Genomic DNA, 18,524 nt, shown 5'->3' with positions numbered 1-18,524 from the left:
TTGCGGAACGGACGCTTCGCCGGCGCCGCTTGGGGGACGAGCCTGCGGCGGAGGTCAACGCCTGCGGGGCGTTGCGGCTTCATCGTCAGAAGCTCAACCGCACGCCGCCATAGGCAGCGCGTCCGGAGCCGACGAAGCTGAACACCTCCTCATAATCCTCGCCCAGCAGATTCTCGACGCGCCCGAAGATCGAGATCGCGCCGCTGACCTTGTAATCGAGGCCGAGGTTGACGAGGACATACTCCTTCAGCGCGACGGTGACCGGAATATAGCTCGGGTCGATATAGGCGCTGTCGGTGGTGCGGCCGTTGTAGCGCAGCGTCAGCGTCCCGGCGAGGCGCCGGTCGGTGCTGGTCACGGTGGTGTTGAAGCTCGCGACATGCTTCGGGCGGCGGATTTCGGCGACGCCATTCTCGCGCGATTTCAGCCATGTATAGGCGAGATCGAAGCGGAGCTGGGGGATCGGCTGCGCCGTCGCGAAGGCTTCGATGCCGTGCTGCTTGCTGACGGTCGCGCGGTTCGAGGGGGTCGCGACGAAATTCGGCGGCGGATAATCGGTGAAGATCTCGTCCGTCAGCTTCGAATCGAACCAGGTGATGCCGAGCGTCGCCCAATTGTCGGCGCCGAAGCTCTGTTCGATCCCGGCCTCCCAGCCCTTCGACTTTTCGGGCTTGAGGTCGGGGTTGCCGATGTAGATGCCGTCGATGAAGCCGTAGAGTTCGTAATAGCCGGGGTTCTTGATCCCGGTGCCATAGGCGGCGCGGACGCGGGTGCCGGTCGGCAGGCGATAGCTGCCCTGCACGCGCCAGGTGGTCGCATTGGCAAAACGGTTATTGTCGTCGTGGCGCACCGAGGCGCCGAGCGAGAAGGCGTCGCCGATCAGCTCATATTGGCCGACGATGCCGAGATTGTCGGTGTGGCGCTTGCCCTGAAAGGCGAAGGGGCTGAGGCTGCGGAAATTCTCCCGCTCCACGTCGACCGCGGCGGTCAGCCGGTGGGTCAGCGCGGCGGTCCCGAGCGACAGGCTGGAGGTGAAGCTGCCTTTATAGCGCTGGCCCTTGTTGCCATAATCGAGCCCGAAGCTGGTATAGCTCTTGCGCGTCGCGTCGGCGAACTGGCCCGAAAGCGTGCTCACCCAGCGGCCGTCGAGTGCGCTGAACTGCGCAGAGAGCAGGCCGTAGAAGGCCTCGTTCCGGTAATGCACGCCGGGGCTGTCGACCGTATAGCCGAAGAACGGGCTCGTCGGATCGAACTCGCTGTTGTTGGTATCGGCATCGGTATAGCTGTAGCGGAGCACGCCGGTCAGCTTGAAGGCCTCGCCCGGAGTCCAGCCCAGCTTCGCGGTCGCGCCGACGCTGTCCGATCCGACGTCGCGGGTGCCGCCGCGCGCGGTCGCATAGCCGTCGGTGCCGTAGTAGGAGCCCGACAGCGCATAGTCGAAATCGCCCGATGCGCCCGCGGCGCGCGCGCCGCCGCTGATCGTGCCGAAGCTGCCGCCCTCGATGCGCGCGGCATAGCCCGGCGCCTCGCGGCCCGACAGGGTGATATAGTTGATCACGCCGCCGATCGCGTCGGAGCCGTAAAGCGACGATTGCTGGCCGCGCAGCACCTCGATCCGTGCCGCGGGGTCGGCGATCAGCGTACCGAAATCAAACTCGCCCTGAAAGGGATCGGCCGCCTCGATGCCGTCGATGAGGACGAGGACGTGATTGGCCTCGGTGCCGCGGATGCGGATCTGCGTCTGGCCCCCGACCGCGCCGATGCGGTTCACGGCAACACCCGGGACGTCGCGCAGCACGTCGGAGACGATGCGCGTCTGGCGCGCCTCGAGCGTATCGGGCGCGATGACGGTAACCGACGCGCCGAGCTTGTCGGCTTCGACCCCCTCGCCCGATCGCGACGCTGAAACGATGATTTCCTCGCCCGGCCGGTCGGCGATGTCGCCGGCTTCGGCAAGGGCAGGCGTCGCCGCCAGGGTAAGCACGGAAATGGAAAGGCTCTTCAACATGGGAATCCCCCGTACGCCAGCAACGAAGGCGGGGCCTGCCGGGCACGTCCTGCGACCGGCCGGCGCAGGGAGCGGGGTGGCGTAAAGGGCCCACGCATCCTGCACCGCGGCGGACCCGCCGCCTGGTCGTCGCTCGACGGAATATCCCGTGCCCCGGTCTTTCCCTGGACCAAAGGCATTGAGCGACCCACGCCGGCAGGTCTCCTGGCTCGCGGGTCATCGCTTGATGCACGCCTTCCCGGGCTGGGCCCAGTGGCTGCCCCGGACGGCTCCGGGGCGGTGCATCGCGCTCACCGCTTACAGTTGCAGGGACAGCCTCGGCTTCGAAGGGTGGCGCGCGCCATCCTTCCTACCGCGTTCCCTATTAAGCCCCTTTCGGGGCACCGGCGCGATCATGCGAGGCCAAGACCCCGCGCCGCCGCCCATAGCGCGATGGCATATTTTGGCAATCGGCTTTCTTATTCGGGTGCGGGCGGGCACCAGGCGCGGCAGAAATGCTCGACCGCCAGATCGACTTCCTCGGCGAGACGGTCGATATCTCCGGCCTCGCGCATGCCAAGCAGGGCGAACTGGTAGACGCCCGACTGGCAGAGGCCCGAGAAATGCTGCACCGCTCGCATCGGGTCGCCCATCCTTATCTCTCCGCGCACCATCTTTTCGGCGACCCATTCGGCCGCGCGCGCTTTCCCGCGCCGGGGGCCGCGATCGTAGAAGGTCTCGGCAAGATGCGGGAAACGATCGGCCTCACCGACGACGAGACGGTAAAGCGACAGTAGCGGCGGCGACGTCAGCTTGGTCATCAGCACATTGCCGAAATTGCGCAGCACTTCGGGCACGGGGCGGTCGACGGGCAAGTCGATCGAAAGCACCTGTCCGTAATGGTGGACGATATCGTCGACGATCGCTGCGAACAGATCCTCTTTCGAGGGGAAATAGCTCCACAGCGTGGTCTTTGACCCGCCGACCTTGCTCGCGATCGACGACATTGTCGTGCCGGCATAGCCGTTGGCGAAAAAGGCTTCGCGGGCGGCGTCGATAAACGCCTTGCGGCGCTGCGCTACAGCATCGTCGGCGGGTGCCGTACCATCTGGTATCATTTCGATTGACAACTTAGTCTCCGGGGTTCATTGGCGCATGATACCAGCTAGTATCACTGGATGCCATGAAAAATAGGATTCTCCCCTCTGCCCTTGTGTTGAGCCTGCTTGCGGGCTGCGCCAGCGTTCCCGATCTCGGTCCCAGACCGGCCCCGGCTGCGGCCGAGTCGCTCCAATCGTCAGCGACTTTTGCCGATGCGCGCGGCGCCTGGCCGGTCGAGGGCTGGTGGCAGGCTCTTGGCGATCCGCAGCTCGATGCGCTGATTGCCGAAGGGCTGAAGGGCTCGCCCGATATCGCGACCGCCGCCGCGCGCGTCCGCGCCGCCGAAGCCATGGCGCAGCAGGCGGGGGCGGCATTGCTTCCGCGCGTCGCGGTCGAGGGCAGCGCGGGCGGCGTCCAGCAGAGCAAGAATAACGGCATCCCGCCGCAGTTCGTGCCCGACGGCATTCAGGACACCGGCCATGTCGCCGCGACCTTCGGTTTCGATCTCGACCTGTGGGGCAAGAATCGCGCGGCGCTCGCCGCCGCGACCTCGGAGGCCGAGGCCGCACGCGTCGACCAGGCGCAGGCGCGGTTGATGCTGACGACGGGCATTGCCTCGGCCTATGCCGACCTTGCAGGCTATTACCGGGCGCTCGATGTCGCTGAGGAAGCGGTTCGCGTGCGCAGCGCGAGCGCCGATGTATCGGCCAAGCGCACGCTGGCGGGAATCGAGAACCAGTCGGCCGAGCGGCAGGCCGAAAGCCGCGCCGCGGCGGCCCGCGGCGATATCGCGGCGCTCGACGAGGCGATCGCGACGACGCGCAACCGGCTCGCCGCGCTCGTCGGCGCGGGCCCCGACCGCGGCCGCGCGATCGCGCGGCCGACGCTTGCTTCGCCCGACATCGACCTGCCGCCGCAGGCGGGCATCGATCTTGTCGGACGCCGGCCCGATATCGTCGCGGCGCGGCTGCGCGCCGAGGCGGCGGCGAAGCGGATCGACGTCGCGAGGGCCGATTTCTACCCGAATATCAATCTCTCGGCGCTCGTCGGGTTCCAGTCGCTCGGCCTGTCGAAGCTGTTCGACAAGGGATCGGATTATGGCAATGGCGGCGTCGCGATCAGCCTGCCGATCTTCGACGGCGGGCGCCTCGCGGGCCGCTATCGCGGCGCCCGCGCCGAATTCGACGCGGCCGTGGCGAATTACGACCGGACACTGATCGCGGCGCTGCGCGACGTTGCCGATATCGCCCAGAGCCGCGCCGCAACCGAGCGGCAATTGGGCGACCGGCGCGCAGCCTTGAAGGCGGCGACCGACGCGGCGCAGCTTGCGGGCCTCCGCTATCGCGCGGGCCTGTCGACCCAGCTGCCGCAACTCACCGCCGAAGACAGCATGACCCAGCTCGCGCGGCAGGTCGCCGACCTCGAAGCGCGCAGGCTCTCCCTCGATATCGCCCTGATCCGTGCGCTCGGCGGCGGTTACCAGACAAACGCAGGAGAATGACGATGGCCGACGATACGGCTGCGCCGACCCCCGAAACCCCCGAAGAAAGCGCCGAAGCGACGGCCGCGCGCACCGCCAAGCGCGCGCGCCTGCTCCGTATCCTTGCGATCGCCATCGTGTCGATCGCGGCGATCTGGGGCATCTGGTATTTCCTGACGCAGGCAGGGCGCGTGTCGACCGACAACGCCTATGTCGGCGCCGATTCGGCGACGGTCACCGCGCTCGTCGCGGGCCCGGTCAAGGACGTCCGCGTCAGCGGCACGCAGGTGGTGAAGAAGGGCGACATCCTCGTCATCCTCGACGATGCCGACCAGCGGATCGCGGTCGCCGATGCCGAGGCCGCGCTGCGCCAGGCGCGCCAGCGCTATGGCCAGGCGAGCGCGACCGCCGATGCGGCGCGTTCGCGCGTCGCGGCGCGCGCCGCCGATATCGCGCAGGCACGGGCGCGGCTTCGCGACGCCGACGCGGCGGTGGCCAAGGCGCGCGCCGAACTGGCGCGGCGCGAGAGCATCGCGGGCACCGGCGCGGTCTCTGCCGAGGAACTGACGACGGCGCGCACTGCGCTCGCCTCGGCAATCGCTGCGCGCGATCTGGCGGCGGCGGGAATTTCCTCGGCCGAAGCAACACGCGGTTCGGCGAGCGGCGACCTCGGCGCCGCCGAAGCGGTGGTGCGCGGCACGACGATCGACACCGCCCCCGACGTCGCCGCTGCGCAGGCGCGGCTGGAAAAGGCCAAGCTCGACCTCGCGCGCACCGTGATCCGCGCGCCGGTCGACGGCGTCGTCACCAACAAGCAGGTGCAGGTGGGCCAGCGGATCGCCGCGGGCGCGCCGATCATGGTGATCGTCCCCGTCGCGACCGCCTATGTCGACGCGAATTTCAAGGAAAGCCAGTTCAGGCGCATCCGTATCGGCCAGCCGGTCGAGCTCACCTCGGACTATTATGGCGGCGATGTCGTCTATCGCGGCAAGGTGATCGGCATCGCGGGCGGCACCGGCGCCGCCTTCGCGCTGATCCCGGCGCAGAACGCGACCGGCAACTGGGTCAAGGTGGTGCAGCGCCTGCCGGTGCGCATCGCGATCGACCCCCGCGACCTCAAGGCCCATCCGCTGCGCGTCGGCTTGTCGATGGAAGCGACGATCGACACGCGGGGGAACTGAGCGATGGGCGCTCATTCAATCTCGTCCTTGCGAGCGAAGCGAAGCAATCCAGAGCGCTGTAGAGCCACCCTTCGATTGCTGCGTCGCCTTCGGCTCCTCGCAATGACGAACCTTTTTTACGAAATGGCGGTCTGACGTGGCAACGGCTGCCGCCATCTCTCTGTCGGCCGAGCCGCAACCGCTGACCGGGGTCAAGCTGATCGCCGCGGCCTTCGCGCTCGCGCTCGCGAATTTCGTCGTCGTGCTCGACACGACGATCGCCAATGTGTCGGTGCCGCATATCGCGGGCGGGCTCGCGGTGTCGCCGACGCAGGGAACCTGGGCGATCACCAGCTATGCGGTCGCCGACGCGATCAGTGTGCCGCTCACCGGCTGGCTCGCTTCGCGTTTCGGCACCGTGCGCTGGTTCATCATCTCGATCATCGGCTTCGGCATTTTCTCCTTCCTCTGCGGCATTGCGCGCACGCTCGACGCGCTGATCCTGTTCCGCGTTCTGCAAGGCCTGTCGGGCGGGCCGCTGATGCCGCTGTCGCAGATATTGCTGCTGCGCATCTTCCCGAAGGAAAAGGCGGGCGTGGGGCTCGCGATCTGGGCGATGACGACAACCACGGCGCCGATCCTGGGCCCGATCCTGGGCGGGCTGATCTCCGATAACTGGAGCTGGCCGTGGATTTTCTTCATCAACCTGCCCGTCGTCGCACTCTGCGCCTTCGGGGTCGGGACGATGCTCGGCCGCTTCGAAACGAAGCGGGTGAAGGCGCGGATCGACGTCGTCGGGCTGATCCTGCTCGTCCTGTCGGTCGGCGCCTTCCAGATCATGCTCGACACGGGGCGCGAGCATGACTGGTTCGGGTCGACGTGGATCGTGGCGCTCGCGATCATCGCCGCGATCAGCTTTGCCGCGTTCGTGATCTGGGAGCTGACCGACGCCAATCCGGTCGTCGACCTGCGCGTGTTCCGCTTTCGCGGGTTCAGTTTCGCGACGCTCGCCATCTCGCTGGGGTTCGGCGCCTTCTTCTCGCAGGTCGTGCTGACGCCTTTGTGGCTGCAGCAGGTGGTCGGCTATACCGCGACCGACACCGGCTATGTTGTCGCGTGGCTCGGCTGTTTCGCGGTGCTGCTGTCGCCGGTCGCCGCCGGATTGATCGGCAAGGTCGACATTCGCCTGACGGTCAGTCTCGGCATCCTGTGGATGGCGGCGATGTCGGTTCTGCGTGCGAGCTGGAACGCCGACGTCGGCTATTGGACCCTGGCGCTGCCGCATGTCCTGCAAGGGATGGGCATGCCCTTCTTCTTCGTCGGGCTGACCGCGCTCGCGCTGAGCTCGGTGCCCGCCAATGTCCAGACCTCGGCCGCCGGGCTGATGAGCTTCCTGCGCACGCTGAGCGGTGCGATCGGCACCGCGATCGCCACCACCGCGTGGGACGACGCGAGCCGGGTATCGCGATCCGAACTCGTCTCGGCGCTCAACGATCCCGAAGCGGCGGTCGCGTCGATGCAGGCAGGCGGACTGACGCTCGAACAGGCGCGCGGCGTCCTGGACCGGCTGGTCGAAGGGCAGGCGGCGACGCTGGGCGTTCTCCACCTGTTTCTGGCGGCGGGCGTGGTGTTCGTGATCGCGGCAATTTCGGTATGGCTCGCGCCGCGGCCCAAGCAGATATCGATGGGCGGCGGGCACTAGCCGCTATCTGGCGAACAACTGTCCAACGTCGGCGAAGGCCTTGAATTCCAGCGCATTGCCCGCGGGATCGAGGAAGAACATCGTCGATTGTTCGCCCGGCTGGCCGGCAAAGCGCGTGTGCGGTTCGATGACGAAGGCGACGTCATGCGCCCGCAACCGGTCGGCGAGCGCCTGCCAGTCGGCGGGCGGCAGCACGACGCCGAAATGCGGCACCGGGACATTGTGGCCATCGACCGGATTGTGCGCCGCGACCGCCGCGCGCCGTTCGACGCGGTGCGCGACGATCTGGTGGCCATAGAGGTTGAAGTCGATCCAGTCAGCGGCGCTGCGCCCCTCGGGGCAGCCCATCACCGTGCCGTAGAAATGCCGCGCCGCGGCGAGATCGTCGACCGGGAAGGCGATGTGGAAGGGGGCGATGTCGGCCATCGTCCGTCTTTGCCGCACCCCCTCGGGAAATGCCAGCCCGGGACTTGGGGGACGGCGCCGAACATGCTACGGGCGCATCGCTTTTATCAGCGCCATCCCGGCGAAGGCCGGGATCTCACCGGATCGCGACCAGGATAGGGCGAGATCCCGGCCTTCGCCGGGATGACGAATGGGTTAGGTATATGCTGACGATCAACGGCCTCACCGTGCGCCTCGGCGGGCGCACCATCCTCGACCGCGCGAGCGCGAGCCTGCCGCCGAAGAGCCGCGTCGGGCTGATCGGCCGCAACGGCGCGGGCAAGTCGACCTTGATGAAGGTGATGATCGGCCAGCTCGAGGCCGACGAGGGCGGCATCGAAATGCCGCGCCGCACGCGCGTCGGTTATATCGCGCAGGAAGCGCCGAGCGGGACGGCGACGCCGTTCGAGACGGTGCTGGCGGCGGACACCGAACGCGCCGAACTGCTGGCGGCGTCGGAAACCGAGCAGGACCCGGGCAAGCTTTCCGACATCCACGAGCGGCTGATCGCGATCGACGCCTATACCGCCCCGGCGCGCGCGGCGCGCATCCTGATCGGGCTCGGCTTCGACGAGGCGATGCAGGGACAGCCGCTCGACAGCTTTTCGGGCGGCTGGAAGATGCGCGTCGCGCTCGCCGCCTTGCTCTTCTCGAACCCCGACCTGCTGCTGCTCGACGAGCCGTCGAACCACCTCGACCTCGAAGCGACGATGTGGCTCGAGAGTTTCTTGCGCGCCTATCCGGGCCAGCTCGTCGTGATCAGCCACGAGCGCGACCTGCTCAACAATGTTGTCGACCATATCCTGCACCTCGAAGGCGGCAAGGTGACGCTCTACGCCGGCGGCTATGACGCGTTCGAGCGCCAGCGCGCCGAGCGCGCGGCGCAGCTTGCGGCGGCGAAGGCAGCGCAGGACGCGCAGCGCGCGAAGCTGCAGGACTATGTCGCGCGCAACAGCGCGCGCGCCTCGACGGCCAAACAGGCGCAGTCGCGGGCGAAACAGCTTGCGCGGATGCAGCCGATCGCCGCGATCGCCGAAGACCCGAGCCTCGTGTTCGATTTTCCGAGCCCCGGCGACGAACTGAAGCCGCCGCTGATCACGCTCGACCTTGCGAGCGTCGGTTATGCGCCCGGCGAACCCGTGCTTTCGCGCCTTAACCTCCGCATCGATCCCGACGACCGGATTGCGCTGCTCGGCCGCAACGGCAACGGCAAGACGACGCTCGCGCGCCTGCTTGCCGCGCAATTGAAGCCCGAGGATGGCGCGATGGCCTTTGCCGGCAAGATGCGCGTCGGCTATTTCACGCAATATCAGGTCGAGGAACTCGACGGCAGCGACACGCCGCTCGGCCATATGACGCGCGTGATGGCGGGCAAGACGCCGGGTGCCGTGCGCGCGCAATTGGGGCGCTTCGGCTTCACCGGCAACAAGGCGACGACCGAAGTGGGCAAGCTGTCGGGCGGCGAGCGTGCGCGGCTCGCGCTCGCGCTGATCACGCGCGAGGCGCCGCACCTCCTGATCCTCGACGAACCGACCAACCACCTCGACGTCGACGCGCGCGAGGCGCTGGTGCAGGCGCTGAACGGCTTCGACGGCGCGGTGCTGATCGTCAGCCACGACCGCCATATGCTCGAACTCAGCGCCGACCGGCTGGTGCTCGTCGACAGCGGCACCGCGCGCGATTTCGACGGCAGCATGGACGATTATGTCGCCTTCATCCTCGGCAAGAGCGCCGCGAACGACGACGGGAAAGCCGCCCCCGCCAAGGCAAAAGATGCGAAATCGGCCCGGCAGGAAGCCGCGAAGGCGCGCGAGGCGCAGGCGGCGCTGCGCAAGACCGCGAAGGACCATGAAGCGCGCGCCGCGAAGCTCGCGCAGCAGATCAGCGCGATCGACCGCGCGATGTTCGACCCAGCAAGCGCCGAACCCGCGCTCGCCAAGCTGACGATGGGCGACCTGTCGCAGCGCCGCGGCAAGCTCGCGGCCGAGTTGGAAGGCGTCGAGGCGGCGTGGATGGAAGCGCTCGAGGCGATCGAGACGGCGGCGGCCTGATCGGATCCTTTGGGGGATTGCTCCGGATCGCGGGACGGACGACGATGACGATCCGTTCCGGGATCGAATCATGGAGGAAGAGCCCCGATGTTTCTTGCGACCCTGTTGCTGGCCGCCAATCCCGTCGCCAAGATTCCGCCCCCGGTGACGACTGCGCCGCGGCCGATCACCTGCAGCGACGATTGCATCTCGCCGGTCGAGGCCGTGACCTATGCCTCCTATCTGGCGCCGAAAGCCGGGATCGCCGGCACCTTCCGGATGGAAGTGAAAGCGGTTGGCGAGCAGAAGGGTATCTACTACCTCAATTCCGAAACCGATTATCGCGACCGCAACTGCCTTACCATCGCAATCCCCGCAGCGGTGATGGCAGAGCTCGCCGAAGGCGAGGGGCTGGCGGCGGCGGAGAAACGCTTCAAGGGCCGGACAATCATGGTGCGTGGCGTCGCGCAGCGGGTGAAGATCGCCTTTTTCGATGACAGTGGAAAGCCGACCGACAAATATTATTACCAGGTCCAGATACGTATCGGGCAGGCCGCCCAGCTCGGCCCGCGTGTGAGGCAGCGAGGTGGCTTCACCTATGATGGGCCGGCATCGGCCCAGCCTTGACTTGCCGGGGCGATATGGCGATAATAGTTTCAATTGAAACTAGATGGGATTGATTGCCATGGCCGACCTGTTCGAAAACCCGCTGGGCCTCGATGGCTTCGAGTTCGTCGAATTCTCGGCGCCCGATAAGGGCATTCTCGAGCCCGTTTTCGAACGCATGGGCTTCACGCTGATCGCGCGCCACCGCTCCAAGGATGTCCAGCTGTGGCGGCAGGGCGGGATCAACCTGATCGCCAATTACGAACCCAGATCGCCCGCCGCCTATTTCGCCGCCGAGCACGGCCCGTCGGCGTGCGGCATGGGCTGGCGCGTGCGCGATGCGGCGAAAGCCTATGCCGAGGCGATCGAACGCGGGGCCGAGCCGGTCGAGACGACGCCCGGTCCGATGGAGCTTCGCCTGCCTGCAATCCGCGGCATCGGCGGCTCGATCATCTACCTCATCGACCGGTATGGCGACGACCTCAGCATTTACGACATTGATTTCGTCTATGAGGAGGGGGTCGATCGTCATCCCGAAGGCGCCGGGCTGAAGGTGATCGATCACCTGACCCACAATGTCTATGGCGGCCGCATGGCGCATTGGGCCGCCTTCTACGAGCGCATCGCGGGCTTCCGCGAAATCCGCTATTTCGACATCAAGGGCGAATATACCGGCCTGACATCGAAGGCGATGACCGCGCCCGACGGCAAGATCCGCATCCCGCTCAACGAAGAGGGCGCGGGCGGCGGCGGCCAGATCGAGGAATATCTGCGCGCCTATAATGGCGAGGGCATCCAGCACATCGCCTTTGCCTGCGACGATCTTTACGCGGCGTGGGACAAGCTCAAGGCGCTTGGCAATCCGTTCGCGCCCGCACCGCCGGCGACCTATTACGAGATGCTCGCCGACCGCCTGCCGGGCCATGGCGAGCCGGTCGAGGAACTCCAGTCGCGCGGCATCCTGCTCGACGGATCGACCCAGGACGGCGACCCGCGCCTGCTGCTCCAGATCTTCGGCCAGACCGTCATCGGCCCGGTCTTCTTCGAATTCATCCAGCGCAAGAAGGACGAGGGTTTCGGCGAGGGCAATTTCACTGCGCTGTTCAAATCGATGGAAATGGACCAGATCCGTCGCGGCGCGCTCAACGTCGAGGAACCCGCCGAATGACGAGTCCGACCAAAAGCCCGATCAAACTGGGCGGGGTCCACCACGCCGCCTATCGCTGCAAGGACGCGAAGGAGACGGTCGAGTGGTACGAGGCCATGCTCGGCATGACCTATACCACCGCCTTTGCCGAGGATCATGTGCCGTCGACGGGCGAATATGACCCGTACATGCACGTCTTCCTCGACGCGGGTAACGGCAACATCCTGGCTTTCTTCGAGCTGCCGAACCAGCCCGACATGGGGCGCGACGAGAATACGCCGAAGTGGGTCCAGCATCTGGCGTTCAAGGTCGGCAGCTATGACGAGCTGGTCGCCGCGAAGGAACATCTGACCGCGAACGGCATCGACGTGCTGGGGCCGACGCATCACGGCATCTTCAAGTCGATCTATTTCTTCGACCCCAACGGGCACCGGGTGGAACTGGCGTGCGACATCGGCACCGACGAACAATATGCCGAGCTGAAGCGCGTCGCGCCGCTGATGCTCGAGGAATGGAGCCAGACCAAGAAGGCTCCGCGCCACGCGGATTGGCTGCACGCGGCGGCGAACGAATAGATAATCGCGGTAAAATGCAGTGTGCCCCCGCGACGGCGGGAGCCCATCTCCTGCCGGTTCTGATTGGCATCGTCCGGTGATGGGTCCCCGCCTTCGCGGGGACACGCACGGCAGCAACCGATGGGCGGTCTTACTTCCGGTCGAGCCCGATGCTTTCCAGCGTCGCGCCGCTGCATTTGTCGACCTTTTGCTCGCCCTTGTCGCCCGACAGCGCGCCGATCGCGACGAAGCCCGCGACCACGGCGACGAGGAAGGCGCCGGTGACCCAGATCAGATATTTGTCGATGAACGCCTTGATCGGCGCCCCGAACAGCCGGAACAGGATTCCGACGAGCATGAACGAAAAAGCCCGGCTGGCGAGGCTCGCCCACAGGAAGGTCCAGAAATTCATGTGGATGAAGCCGGCGGTGATCGTCAGCAGCTTGAACGGGATCGGCGTCGCGCCCTTGATCAGGATGATCTCGGCGCCGAATTCGCGCAGGTAGCAGGCGGCCGACGGAAAGGCGTCGGTGAGCCCGAGTACGCCGAGCAGCCACAGCCCGACGCTCTCGTAGAGGAAATAGCCGATCGAATAGCCGAGCATCCCGCCCGCGACCGACGCGAGCGTGCAGATGATCGCGTAGCGCACCGCCCTTTTGGGGTTCGCGAGGCACATCAGCCCGAGCAGCGGATGTGGCGGGATCGGGAAGAAGCTGGCCTCGACGAACGAGACCAGCGCCAGCCAGAACTCGGCGTGCGGATGCGCCGATTTCTCCATCGTCCAGGTGTAGAGCCGCTGGATGATCGACGGCTTGCGGACGATTTCGGTCATGCTGATCCTCTGGCGCGACAATTGCGCTGCAGCGTCTATGCCGCCGACATTGGGCTAAGTCGAGACGATCAGTGCCGGAAATGCCGCATCCCGGTGAACACCATCGCGAGCCCGGCTTCGTTTGCTGCCGCGATCACCTCGTCGTCGCGGATCGAACCGCCCGGCTGGATCACGCAGGTCGCGCCCGCCTCGACCGCGGCGAGCAGCCCGTCGGCGAACGGGAAGAAGGCGTCGCTCGCAACCGCGCTGCCGACGGTGCGCGGCACGGCCCACCCGTGCGATTCGGCGGCTTCGCGCGCTTTGACCGCCGCGATACGTGCGCTGTCGCGGCGGTTCATCTGGCCTGCGCCGATGCCCGCGGTCGCGCCGCCCTTGGCATAGACGATCGCGTTCGACTTCACATGCTTGGCGACCGTCCAGGCGAAGAGCGCGTCGGTGAGCTCCTCTTCGGTCGGCGCGCGGTCGGTGACGACCTTGAGGTCGGCGGGGGTGATGCGGCCATTGTCGCGGCTCTGCGCGAGCCAGCCGCCGGCGATCGTCTTGAGCATCAGCCCGCCGCGCGCCGGATCGGGCAGCTCGCCGGTCAGCAGCAGGCGGAGATTCTTCTTCTTCGCGAACACTGCGCGGGCATCGGCGTCGGCGTCGGGGGCGCAGACGACTTCGGTGAAGATGCCGCTGATCAGCTCGGCGGTGGCGCCGTCGAGCGGCCGGTTGACCGCGATGATGCCGCCGAACGCCGAGACGTCGTCGCACTTGAGCGCCGCGTCATAGGCCTCGGCGATCGTCACGGCGGTCGCGACGCCGCAAGGGTTGGCGTGCTTGACGATGACGCAGGTCGGATCGGCGTCGCGGAATTCGGCGACGAGTTCGAGCGCGGCGTCGGCATCGTTGATATTATTGTAGCTGAGCTCCTTGCCCTGCACCTGCTCGGCCTGCGCGATGCCGCGCGCGGCGGGGCCGGTGGGCAGGTAGAGCGCGGCTTTCTGGTGCGGATTCTCGCCATAGCGCAGTTCGGTCGCGAGCTTCGCGGTGAGCGGCAGCGTGTCGGGGAAGAATTTGCCCTGATCGGCGAAAGCGAACCATTGCGCGATCATGCTGTCATAGGTTGCCGTGTGCGCGAAAGCGGTCGCGGCGAGGCGCTTGCGCAGGGCGAGGGTGGTCGCGCCGCCATTGGCGTCCATCTCGGCGATCACCGCGGCATAATCCTGGGGCTCGGCGACGATGCCGACGAAGGCGTGGTTCTTCGCCGACGAGCGCACCATCGCGGGGCCGCCGATGTCGATATTCTCGATAATCGTGTCGCGGTCGGCACCGCTCATTACCGTCTGGAGGAAGGGGTAGAGGTTGACGACGACCAGATCGATCGCGCCGATGCCATGCTCTTCCATCGACGCGACATGCGCAGCATCGTCGCGCACCGCAAGGATGCCGCCATGGACCGTCGGGTGCAGCGTCTTGACGCGGCCGTCCATCATCTCGGGAAAGCCGGTGAGGTCGGAGACGTCGCGCACGTCATGCCCCGCTTCGCGCAGCGCCTTTGCGGTGCCGCCGGTCGACACCAGCTCGACGCCATGGCGGACGAGCGCGGCGGCAAGCTCGGCGAGCCCCGCCTTGTCGCTGACGGAAAGAAGCGCGCGGCGGACGGGAATCAGGTCGGTCATGGGAAGGGCGGCCTTTGCAGGGATGGGAAAGACGCGGACCCCCTAGGCGCGTGCGCCCCCTATCGCAAGCCATGTCGCCCCTTAAAAGCATCGTTCACCCGCCTTCGCGGGGACACGACCAGCTTTCCCTCGGCGTCGGATCAGAGCCCCAGCGCCGCCGCGATCTGGTCCCAGCGCACCAGCTTGAAATTCTGCGCCTTGGGGGCGTTGTCACCGTCCTGCGCCAGGAAGATGCCGTCGGGATAGGCAGGGCCGAAATTGCCCGCGACGGCCTCGATCCCGTCGGTCTCGCTCGTCGCGCCGAACGTGCCCGCCGCGACCGCAAAGCGGCCGACATAATCCATCGAAGGCAGCTTGAAGACCGCATAGGCATTATCGCCCTGTGATGAGGCGAGCAGGTAGCGCTGGCCCTTGTGGTCGATCGTCGCGAGGCCTTCGACGTCGGCGACGAGGCGCTGGTTGTCGACCGGCGCGACGAGGCGCGCAGTGGCGGTGGTGCCGCTTTGCACGAGTTGCCAGATGCCGGCGTCTTCCTCGCCCACATAAAGCGTGTCGCCGTCGAAGACGCAGCCTTCGGACTGGGTCGGGATCTTGTACTCCCACTGGACCGCAAAGGTCGGCGTCCCCTCGACGGTCAGCGTGCCGACGCGCACCGTGCCGTCCTTGACGATCAGTGCGGCGGTGATCGGCGCTCCGGGGGCGGTCTTCTTGAGGCAGAGGCCATAGGCCTCGCCCGCGCCCGCCGCGGCGCGGCCGAGCGAGACGATCGCTGGCGTGTCGGCGTCGAGGCGGAACAGCGCGAGATGCGCATTCACCCCGTCGTTGCGGTCGCTTGCGACGATGATGTTGCCTGCGACGTCGACATTGTTGACGCGCCCCGCCTGCGTAAAGGCGATGCCCTTGCCCGTCAGGTCATAGACGTGAAGTCCGGCCTTCTTGTCGGTCGCGACGATCAGCGCGCGGTTCGGGTTCGCAGGATCGATCCAGATCGCCGGATCGTCGGCCGCATCTGCCTTGCCGGTTCCGACCGGCGCGGTCTCGCCGTTCGCGGCGACCTGCACCGGCGGCAGTCCGGATATGGCGGGCTTTGCCCCGCCCGCTGCGCAGCCCGCGAGGGCAAGGCCGAGTGCGGCGATGCCGCAGAGGCGTGATGTACCGATCCGGATCATGGCGAATTCCCCTGTCGCTGACTGTCGGTCGCGCCCCGTTCCAGTAAAGTCGCGGCGCGTCAATCCCACAATATTTCCGTCACTTAAGCGTCATCGAACCGTCATGTCTGTCGCCGCAAACTGTCACACCCCGCCCCTAGACGCCCGGCAACGCAAACAAGGGGGCCCCATTCATGATTCGACCTTTCCGCCTACATTCCGCCGCAACGCTCGCCATTGTCGCCGCGCTTGCCGCCAGTCCCGCCGCCGCGCAGGATGCGGCGCCGGTCCAGAATGAGGATGGCACGATCACGACGTCGCAGGAAATCGTCGTTCTCGGCGGCATCGGCTATCGCAACCGCAGCGAGAACGAAGCCGAACCGGTCGTTTCCTACGACAGCGAATATTTCCAGCGCTTCGAGCCGCTGACCGCGGGCGACGCGTTGAAGCGGGTGCCGTCGGTGACCTTCCTCTCCGACGTCATCGAAAGCGACGGAGCGCGGCTGCGCGGCCTGCCGCCGGGCTACACCCAGATCCTGATCAACGGCGAGAAGGTGCCGGGGTCGAACGCCGACCGCAGCTTCTTCCTCGACCGCATCCCCGCCGAGCTGATCGACCGCGTCGAGATCGTCCGCTCCTCGTCGGCGCGCCGCACCGGCGATGCGGTCGCCGGTACGCTCAACATCAAGCTGCGCGACGGTTACGAGCTCGACGGCGGCTATATCCGGGCGGGCGGGCTGCTGTTCGACGACAATGAACTCGAACCCAGCCTCGGCGGTGTGGTCGGCGGCGCGCTCGGCCCCGGCCGCTTCCTGCTCGGCGGCAATTTCCAGGGCCGCCACAACCCGAAGAAAAAGCTGTCGCTGCGCTATGGCGATTCGCCCGAGAACAACCCCGATTACGCGACCGACGATTTCGACAACCGCGAAGACCAGCGCGATACGCGCGAGGGCAAGGATTATTCGTTCAACGCGACCTATGACATCAAGGGCGATAGCACCGATTTCTCGGTGAACGGCTTCTATGTCCACACCGACCGTACCGAGGACGAGCGCAGTTTCGAATATGATGATCCGACCGCCGTCAACGGCCCGGTCCGGGCGACGCCGCCGGGCAATCTGACCGTCGACAACGCCAATGTCGCGAAGATCAATCAGGACAATTACAGCGTCAACGGCAAGCTCGCGCATCGCTGGTCGGCGGGCGAGACGAGCCTGAAGGTCGGTTACGCCTATTTCGACGAGGATCGCTTCGAGACCGAATATGAGGTCGAGTTCGATCGCGCGCTGCCGCGCTTTACCGGCGACCAGACGCGCACCGGCATCACCGACAAGGAGTTTTCGGTGCGGCTGGAGCATGAGGTCGAGCTGGGCGACACCGCGAGGCTGGTTTTCGGCGGTTTCTGGCAGGACAAGGACCGCGACACGTCGATCACCGAGGCGCCGCGCGACCGCTACAATCTGACCGCCGCCGATCGTCAGGGCTATGACCAGTTCGCGCGCAACCCGACCGAGTTCGTCCGCACCTTCGGCGCCTTCGTGCCCGCGGTGGGCGGCGTGAACATGATCGAGGAAAAGCGCCTCGACGGCTTCGTCCTTGTCGAAGGCGACATGCCGGGCGTGAAGTGGGAGGCCGGGGTTCGCTACGAGACGACCGACCTCACCATCGACGACCTGACCGTGCCGGCGGCGCTGCAGCGCTTCACCAACGACTATGACAAGCTGCTTCCCTCGGCATCGGTCAAGATCGACGTCGGCGCGCGCGGCCGCATCACCGCATCGGCGGCGCGGACGAGTCGCCGGCCCGAGTTCAACTATCTTTCGCCCGCGACGCTCGAGGCCGAGCTGGGCGACAACGACCTTGTCGGCAATCCGCTGCTCGATCCCGAAACCTCATGGGGTTTCGATGTCGGATACGAACAGCGCCTCGGCCGCTCGGGCATCGCCGGGATCAACGTCTTCTACCGCAAGGTGAACGACCTGATCGAGCTCACCAACACCGGCGAAGAGGGCTCGGAAGGGCCGGGCACCTTTGTCTATCAGCCGCAGAACATCGGCGACGGCAAGGTCTATGGCGTCGAATTCGACCTGTCGACCGACCTCGGGTTCGTCGGCCTGCCCGACACCGGAATCTTCGGCAACGTCTCGTGGCTCGACAGCAAGATCACCGACGAATTCGGCAAGCGCCGCTTCAACGGCCAGAGCAAATATGTCTATAACTTCGGCCTGATCCAGGACATCAGGTCGATCGGCGCAGCATTCGGCGCGACCTATCGCAAGCAAGGCCGGGCCTTCGACCGCACCGTCGGCGAGGAGGTGTTCACCACCTATGGCGCCGACCTTGAAATCTTCGTCGAGAAGCGTTTCGGGAAGAGCTTCACGATTCGCGCGGTCGGGCAGAATCTGTTGAACGGTGCGAAGCGCGAACGCTTCAACAAATTCACGACGGTCGAGGATCAGATCGATCGCAACTTCGACGAATATGAACTGGAGCGCGAGAAGGCCGGGCCGGTGTTCCAGCTGATGGCGCGCTACGCTTTCTAGTAGGTCGGGCGGCCGGGGCTCTGTTGCGGGGCGCCGGCTGCGGGATTCAGACGGGCTGCGTGCCGGTGTTGGGGTGGATTCCAGCCTTTCAATTCTCGTCATGCTGGCTGCGGCGATGGCCTCGCTGTT

14 protein-coding genes and 1 riboswitch are annotated in these 18,524 nt (G+C 66.4%); of the genes, 8 read left to right on the top strand and 6 right to left on the bottom strand.

The genetic code is table 11. From position 1 onward, the window contains the following. Positions 1 to 85: 85 nt before the first annotated feature. On the bottom strand, positions 86 to 2,008 hold the full coding sequence (locus J1N50_RS13725) for a TonB-dependent receptor plug domain-containing protein (RefSeq protein WP_246553505.1): 1,923 nt from the start codon (positions 2,006 to 2,008) through the stop codon (positions 86 to 88). A 177-nt stretch (positions 2,009 to 2,185) separates the two neighbouring features. Continuing rightward, positions 2,186 to 2,410: riboswitch (cobalamin riboswitch) on the bottom strand. Between the two features lie 56 nt (positions 2,411 to 2,466). Continuing rightward, positions 2,467 to 3,105 (bottom strand): TetR/AcrR family transcriptional regulator, encoded by a 639-nt coding sequence (locus J1N50_RS13720; RefSeq protein ID WP_246553503.1) that lies wholly within the window; start codon positions 3,103 to 3,105, stop codon positions 2,467 to 2,469. 95 nt (positions 3,106 to 3,200) lie between these two features. Here J1N50_RS13720 and J1N50_RS13715 point away from each other — a divergent pair, with 95 nt between their 5' ends. From J1N50_RS13715 to J1N50_RS13705, 3 genes are all read left to right on the top strand, one after another. Beyond that, complete coding sequence (locus tag J1N50_RS13715; protein ID WP_343227887.1) at positions 3,201 to 4,589, top strand: efflux transporter outer membrane subunit; 1,389 nt, start codon at positions 3,201 to 3,203, stop codon at positions 4,587 to 4,589. Between the two features lie 2 nt (positions 4,590 to 4,591). Then, entirely contained in the window at positions 4,592 to 5,749 is a 1,158-nt protein-coding gene (locus J1N50_RS13710) for an HlyD family efflux transporter periplasmic adaptor subunit (RefSeq protein WP_215354408.1), read from the top strand. Between the two features lie 136 nt (positions 5,750 to 5,885). Next, a complete protein-coding gene (locus J1N50_RS13705) occupies positions 5,886 to 7,430 on the top strand; it encodes a DHA2 family efflux MFS transporter permease subunit (RefSeq protein WP_215354405.1) in 1,545 nt (514 codons plus the stop codon). A 3-nt stretch (positions 7,431 to 7,433) separates the two neighbouring features. Here J1N50_RS13705 and J1N50_RS13700 read toward each other — a convergent pair whose 3' ends face one another. Then, positions 7,434 to 7,856: a VOC family protein gene (locus J1N50_RS13700; RefSeq protein ID WP_215354402.1), complete on the bottom strand. Its 423-nt coding sequence runs from the start codon at positions 7,854 to 7,856 to the stop codon at positions 7,434 to 7,436. 182 nt (positions 7,857 to 8,038) lie between these two features. Here J1N50_RS13700 and J1N50_RS13695 point away from each other — a divergent pair, with 182 nt between their 5' ends. From J1N50_RS13695 to J1N50_RS13680, 4 genes are all read left to right on the top strand, one after another. After that, positions 8,039 to 9,925 carry an ABC-F family ATP-binding cassette domain-containing protein gene (locus tag J1N50_RS13695; RefSeq protein WP_215354399.1) on the top strand — a complete coding sequence of 629 codons (1,887 nt, stop codon included), beginning with the start codon at positions 8,039 to 8,041 and terminating at the stop codon, positions 9,923 to 9,925. Positions 9,926 to 10,012: 87 nt separating this feature from the next. Continuing rightward, positions 10,013 to 10,531 carry a hypothetical protein gene (locus J1N50_RS13690; protein WP_215354395.1) on the top strand — a complete coding sequence of 173 codons (519 nt, stop codon included), beginning with the start codon at positions 10,013 to 10,015 and terminating at the stop codon, positions 10,529 to 10,531. A 58-nt stretch (positions 10,532 to 10,589) separates the two neighbouring features. Further along, a complete protein-coding gene (gene hppD / locus J1N50_RS13685; protein WP_215354502.1) occupies positions 10,590 to 11,678 on the top strand; it encodes a 4-hydroxyphenylpyruvate dioxygenase in 1,089 nt (362 codons plus the stop codon). Beyond that, entirely contained in the window at positions 11,675 to 12,232 is a 558-nt protein-coding gene (locus J1N50_RS13680; RefSeq protein WP_204994294.1) for a VOC family protein, read from the top strand. Before hppD ends, J1N50_RS13680 begins: the two co-directional genes overlap by 4 nt. A gap of 130 nt (positions 12,233 to 12,362) precedes the next feature. On the opposite strand, the gene J1N50_RS13675 is transcribed toward J1N50_RS13680, so the two are convergent. From J1N50_RS13675 to J1N50_RS13665, 3 genes are all read right to left on the bottom strand, one after another. Beyond that, positions 12,363 to 13,016 (bottom strand): YqaA family protein, encoded by a 654-nt coding sequence (locus tag J1N50_RS13675; protein ID WP_215354499.1) that lies wholly within the window; start codon positions 13,014 to 13,016, stop codon positions 12,363 to 12,365. A 95-nt stretch (positions 13,017 to 13,111) separates the two neighbouring features. Beyond that, complete coding sequence (gene purH, locus J1N50_RS13670) at positions 13,112 to 14,704, bottom strand: bifunctional phosphoribosylaminoimidazolecarboxamide formyltransferase/IMP cyclohydrolase (protein WP_215354392.1); 1,593 nt, start codon at positions 14,702 to 14,704, stop codon at positions 13,112 to 13,114. A gap of 140 nt (positions 14,705 to 14,844) precedes the next feature. Further along, on the bottom strand, positions 14,845 to 15,873 hold the full coding sequence (locus J1N50_RS13665; RefSeq protein WP_215354389.1) for a phytase: 1,029 nt from the start codon (positions 15,871 to 15,873) through the stop codon (positions 14,845 to 14,847). Between the two features lie 173 nt (positions 15,874 to 16,046). On the opposite strand from J1N50_RS13665, the gene J1N50_RS13660 reads away from it, so the two are divergent. Further along, entirely contained in the window at positions 16,047 to 18,395 is a 2,349-nt protein-coding gene (locus tag J1N50_RS13660; RefSeq protein WP_215354387.1) for a TonB-dependent receptor plug domain-containing protein, read from the top strand. The last annotated feature ends 129 nt before the right edge of the window (positions 18,396 to 18,524 follow it).

This window comes from Sphingopyxis soli (assembly GCF_018682675.1).
Taxonomy (GTDB): domain Bacteria; phylum Pseudomonadota; class Alphaproteobacteria; order Sphingomonadales; family Sphingomonadaceae; genus Sphingopyxis; species Sphingopyxis soli.
This window is presented reverse-complemented; position numbering and strand designations above follow the sequence as displayed.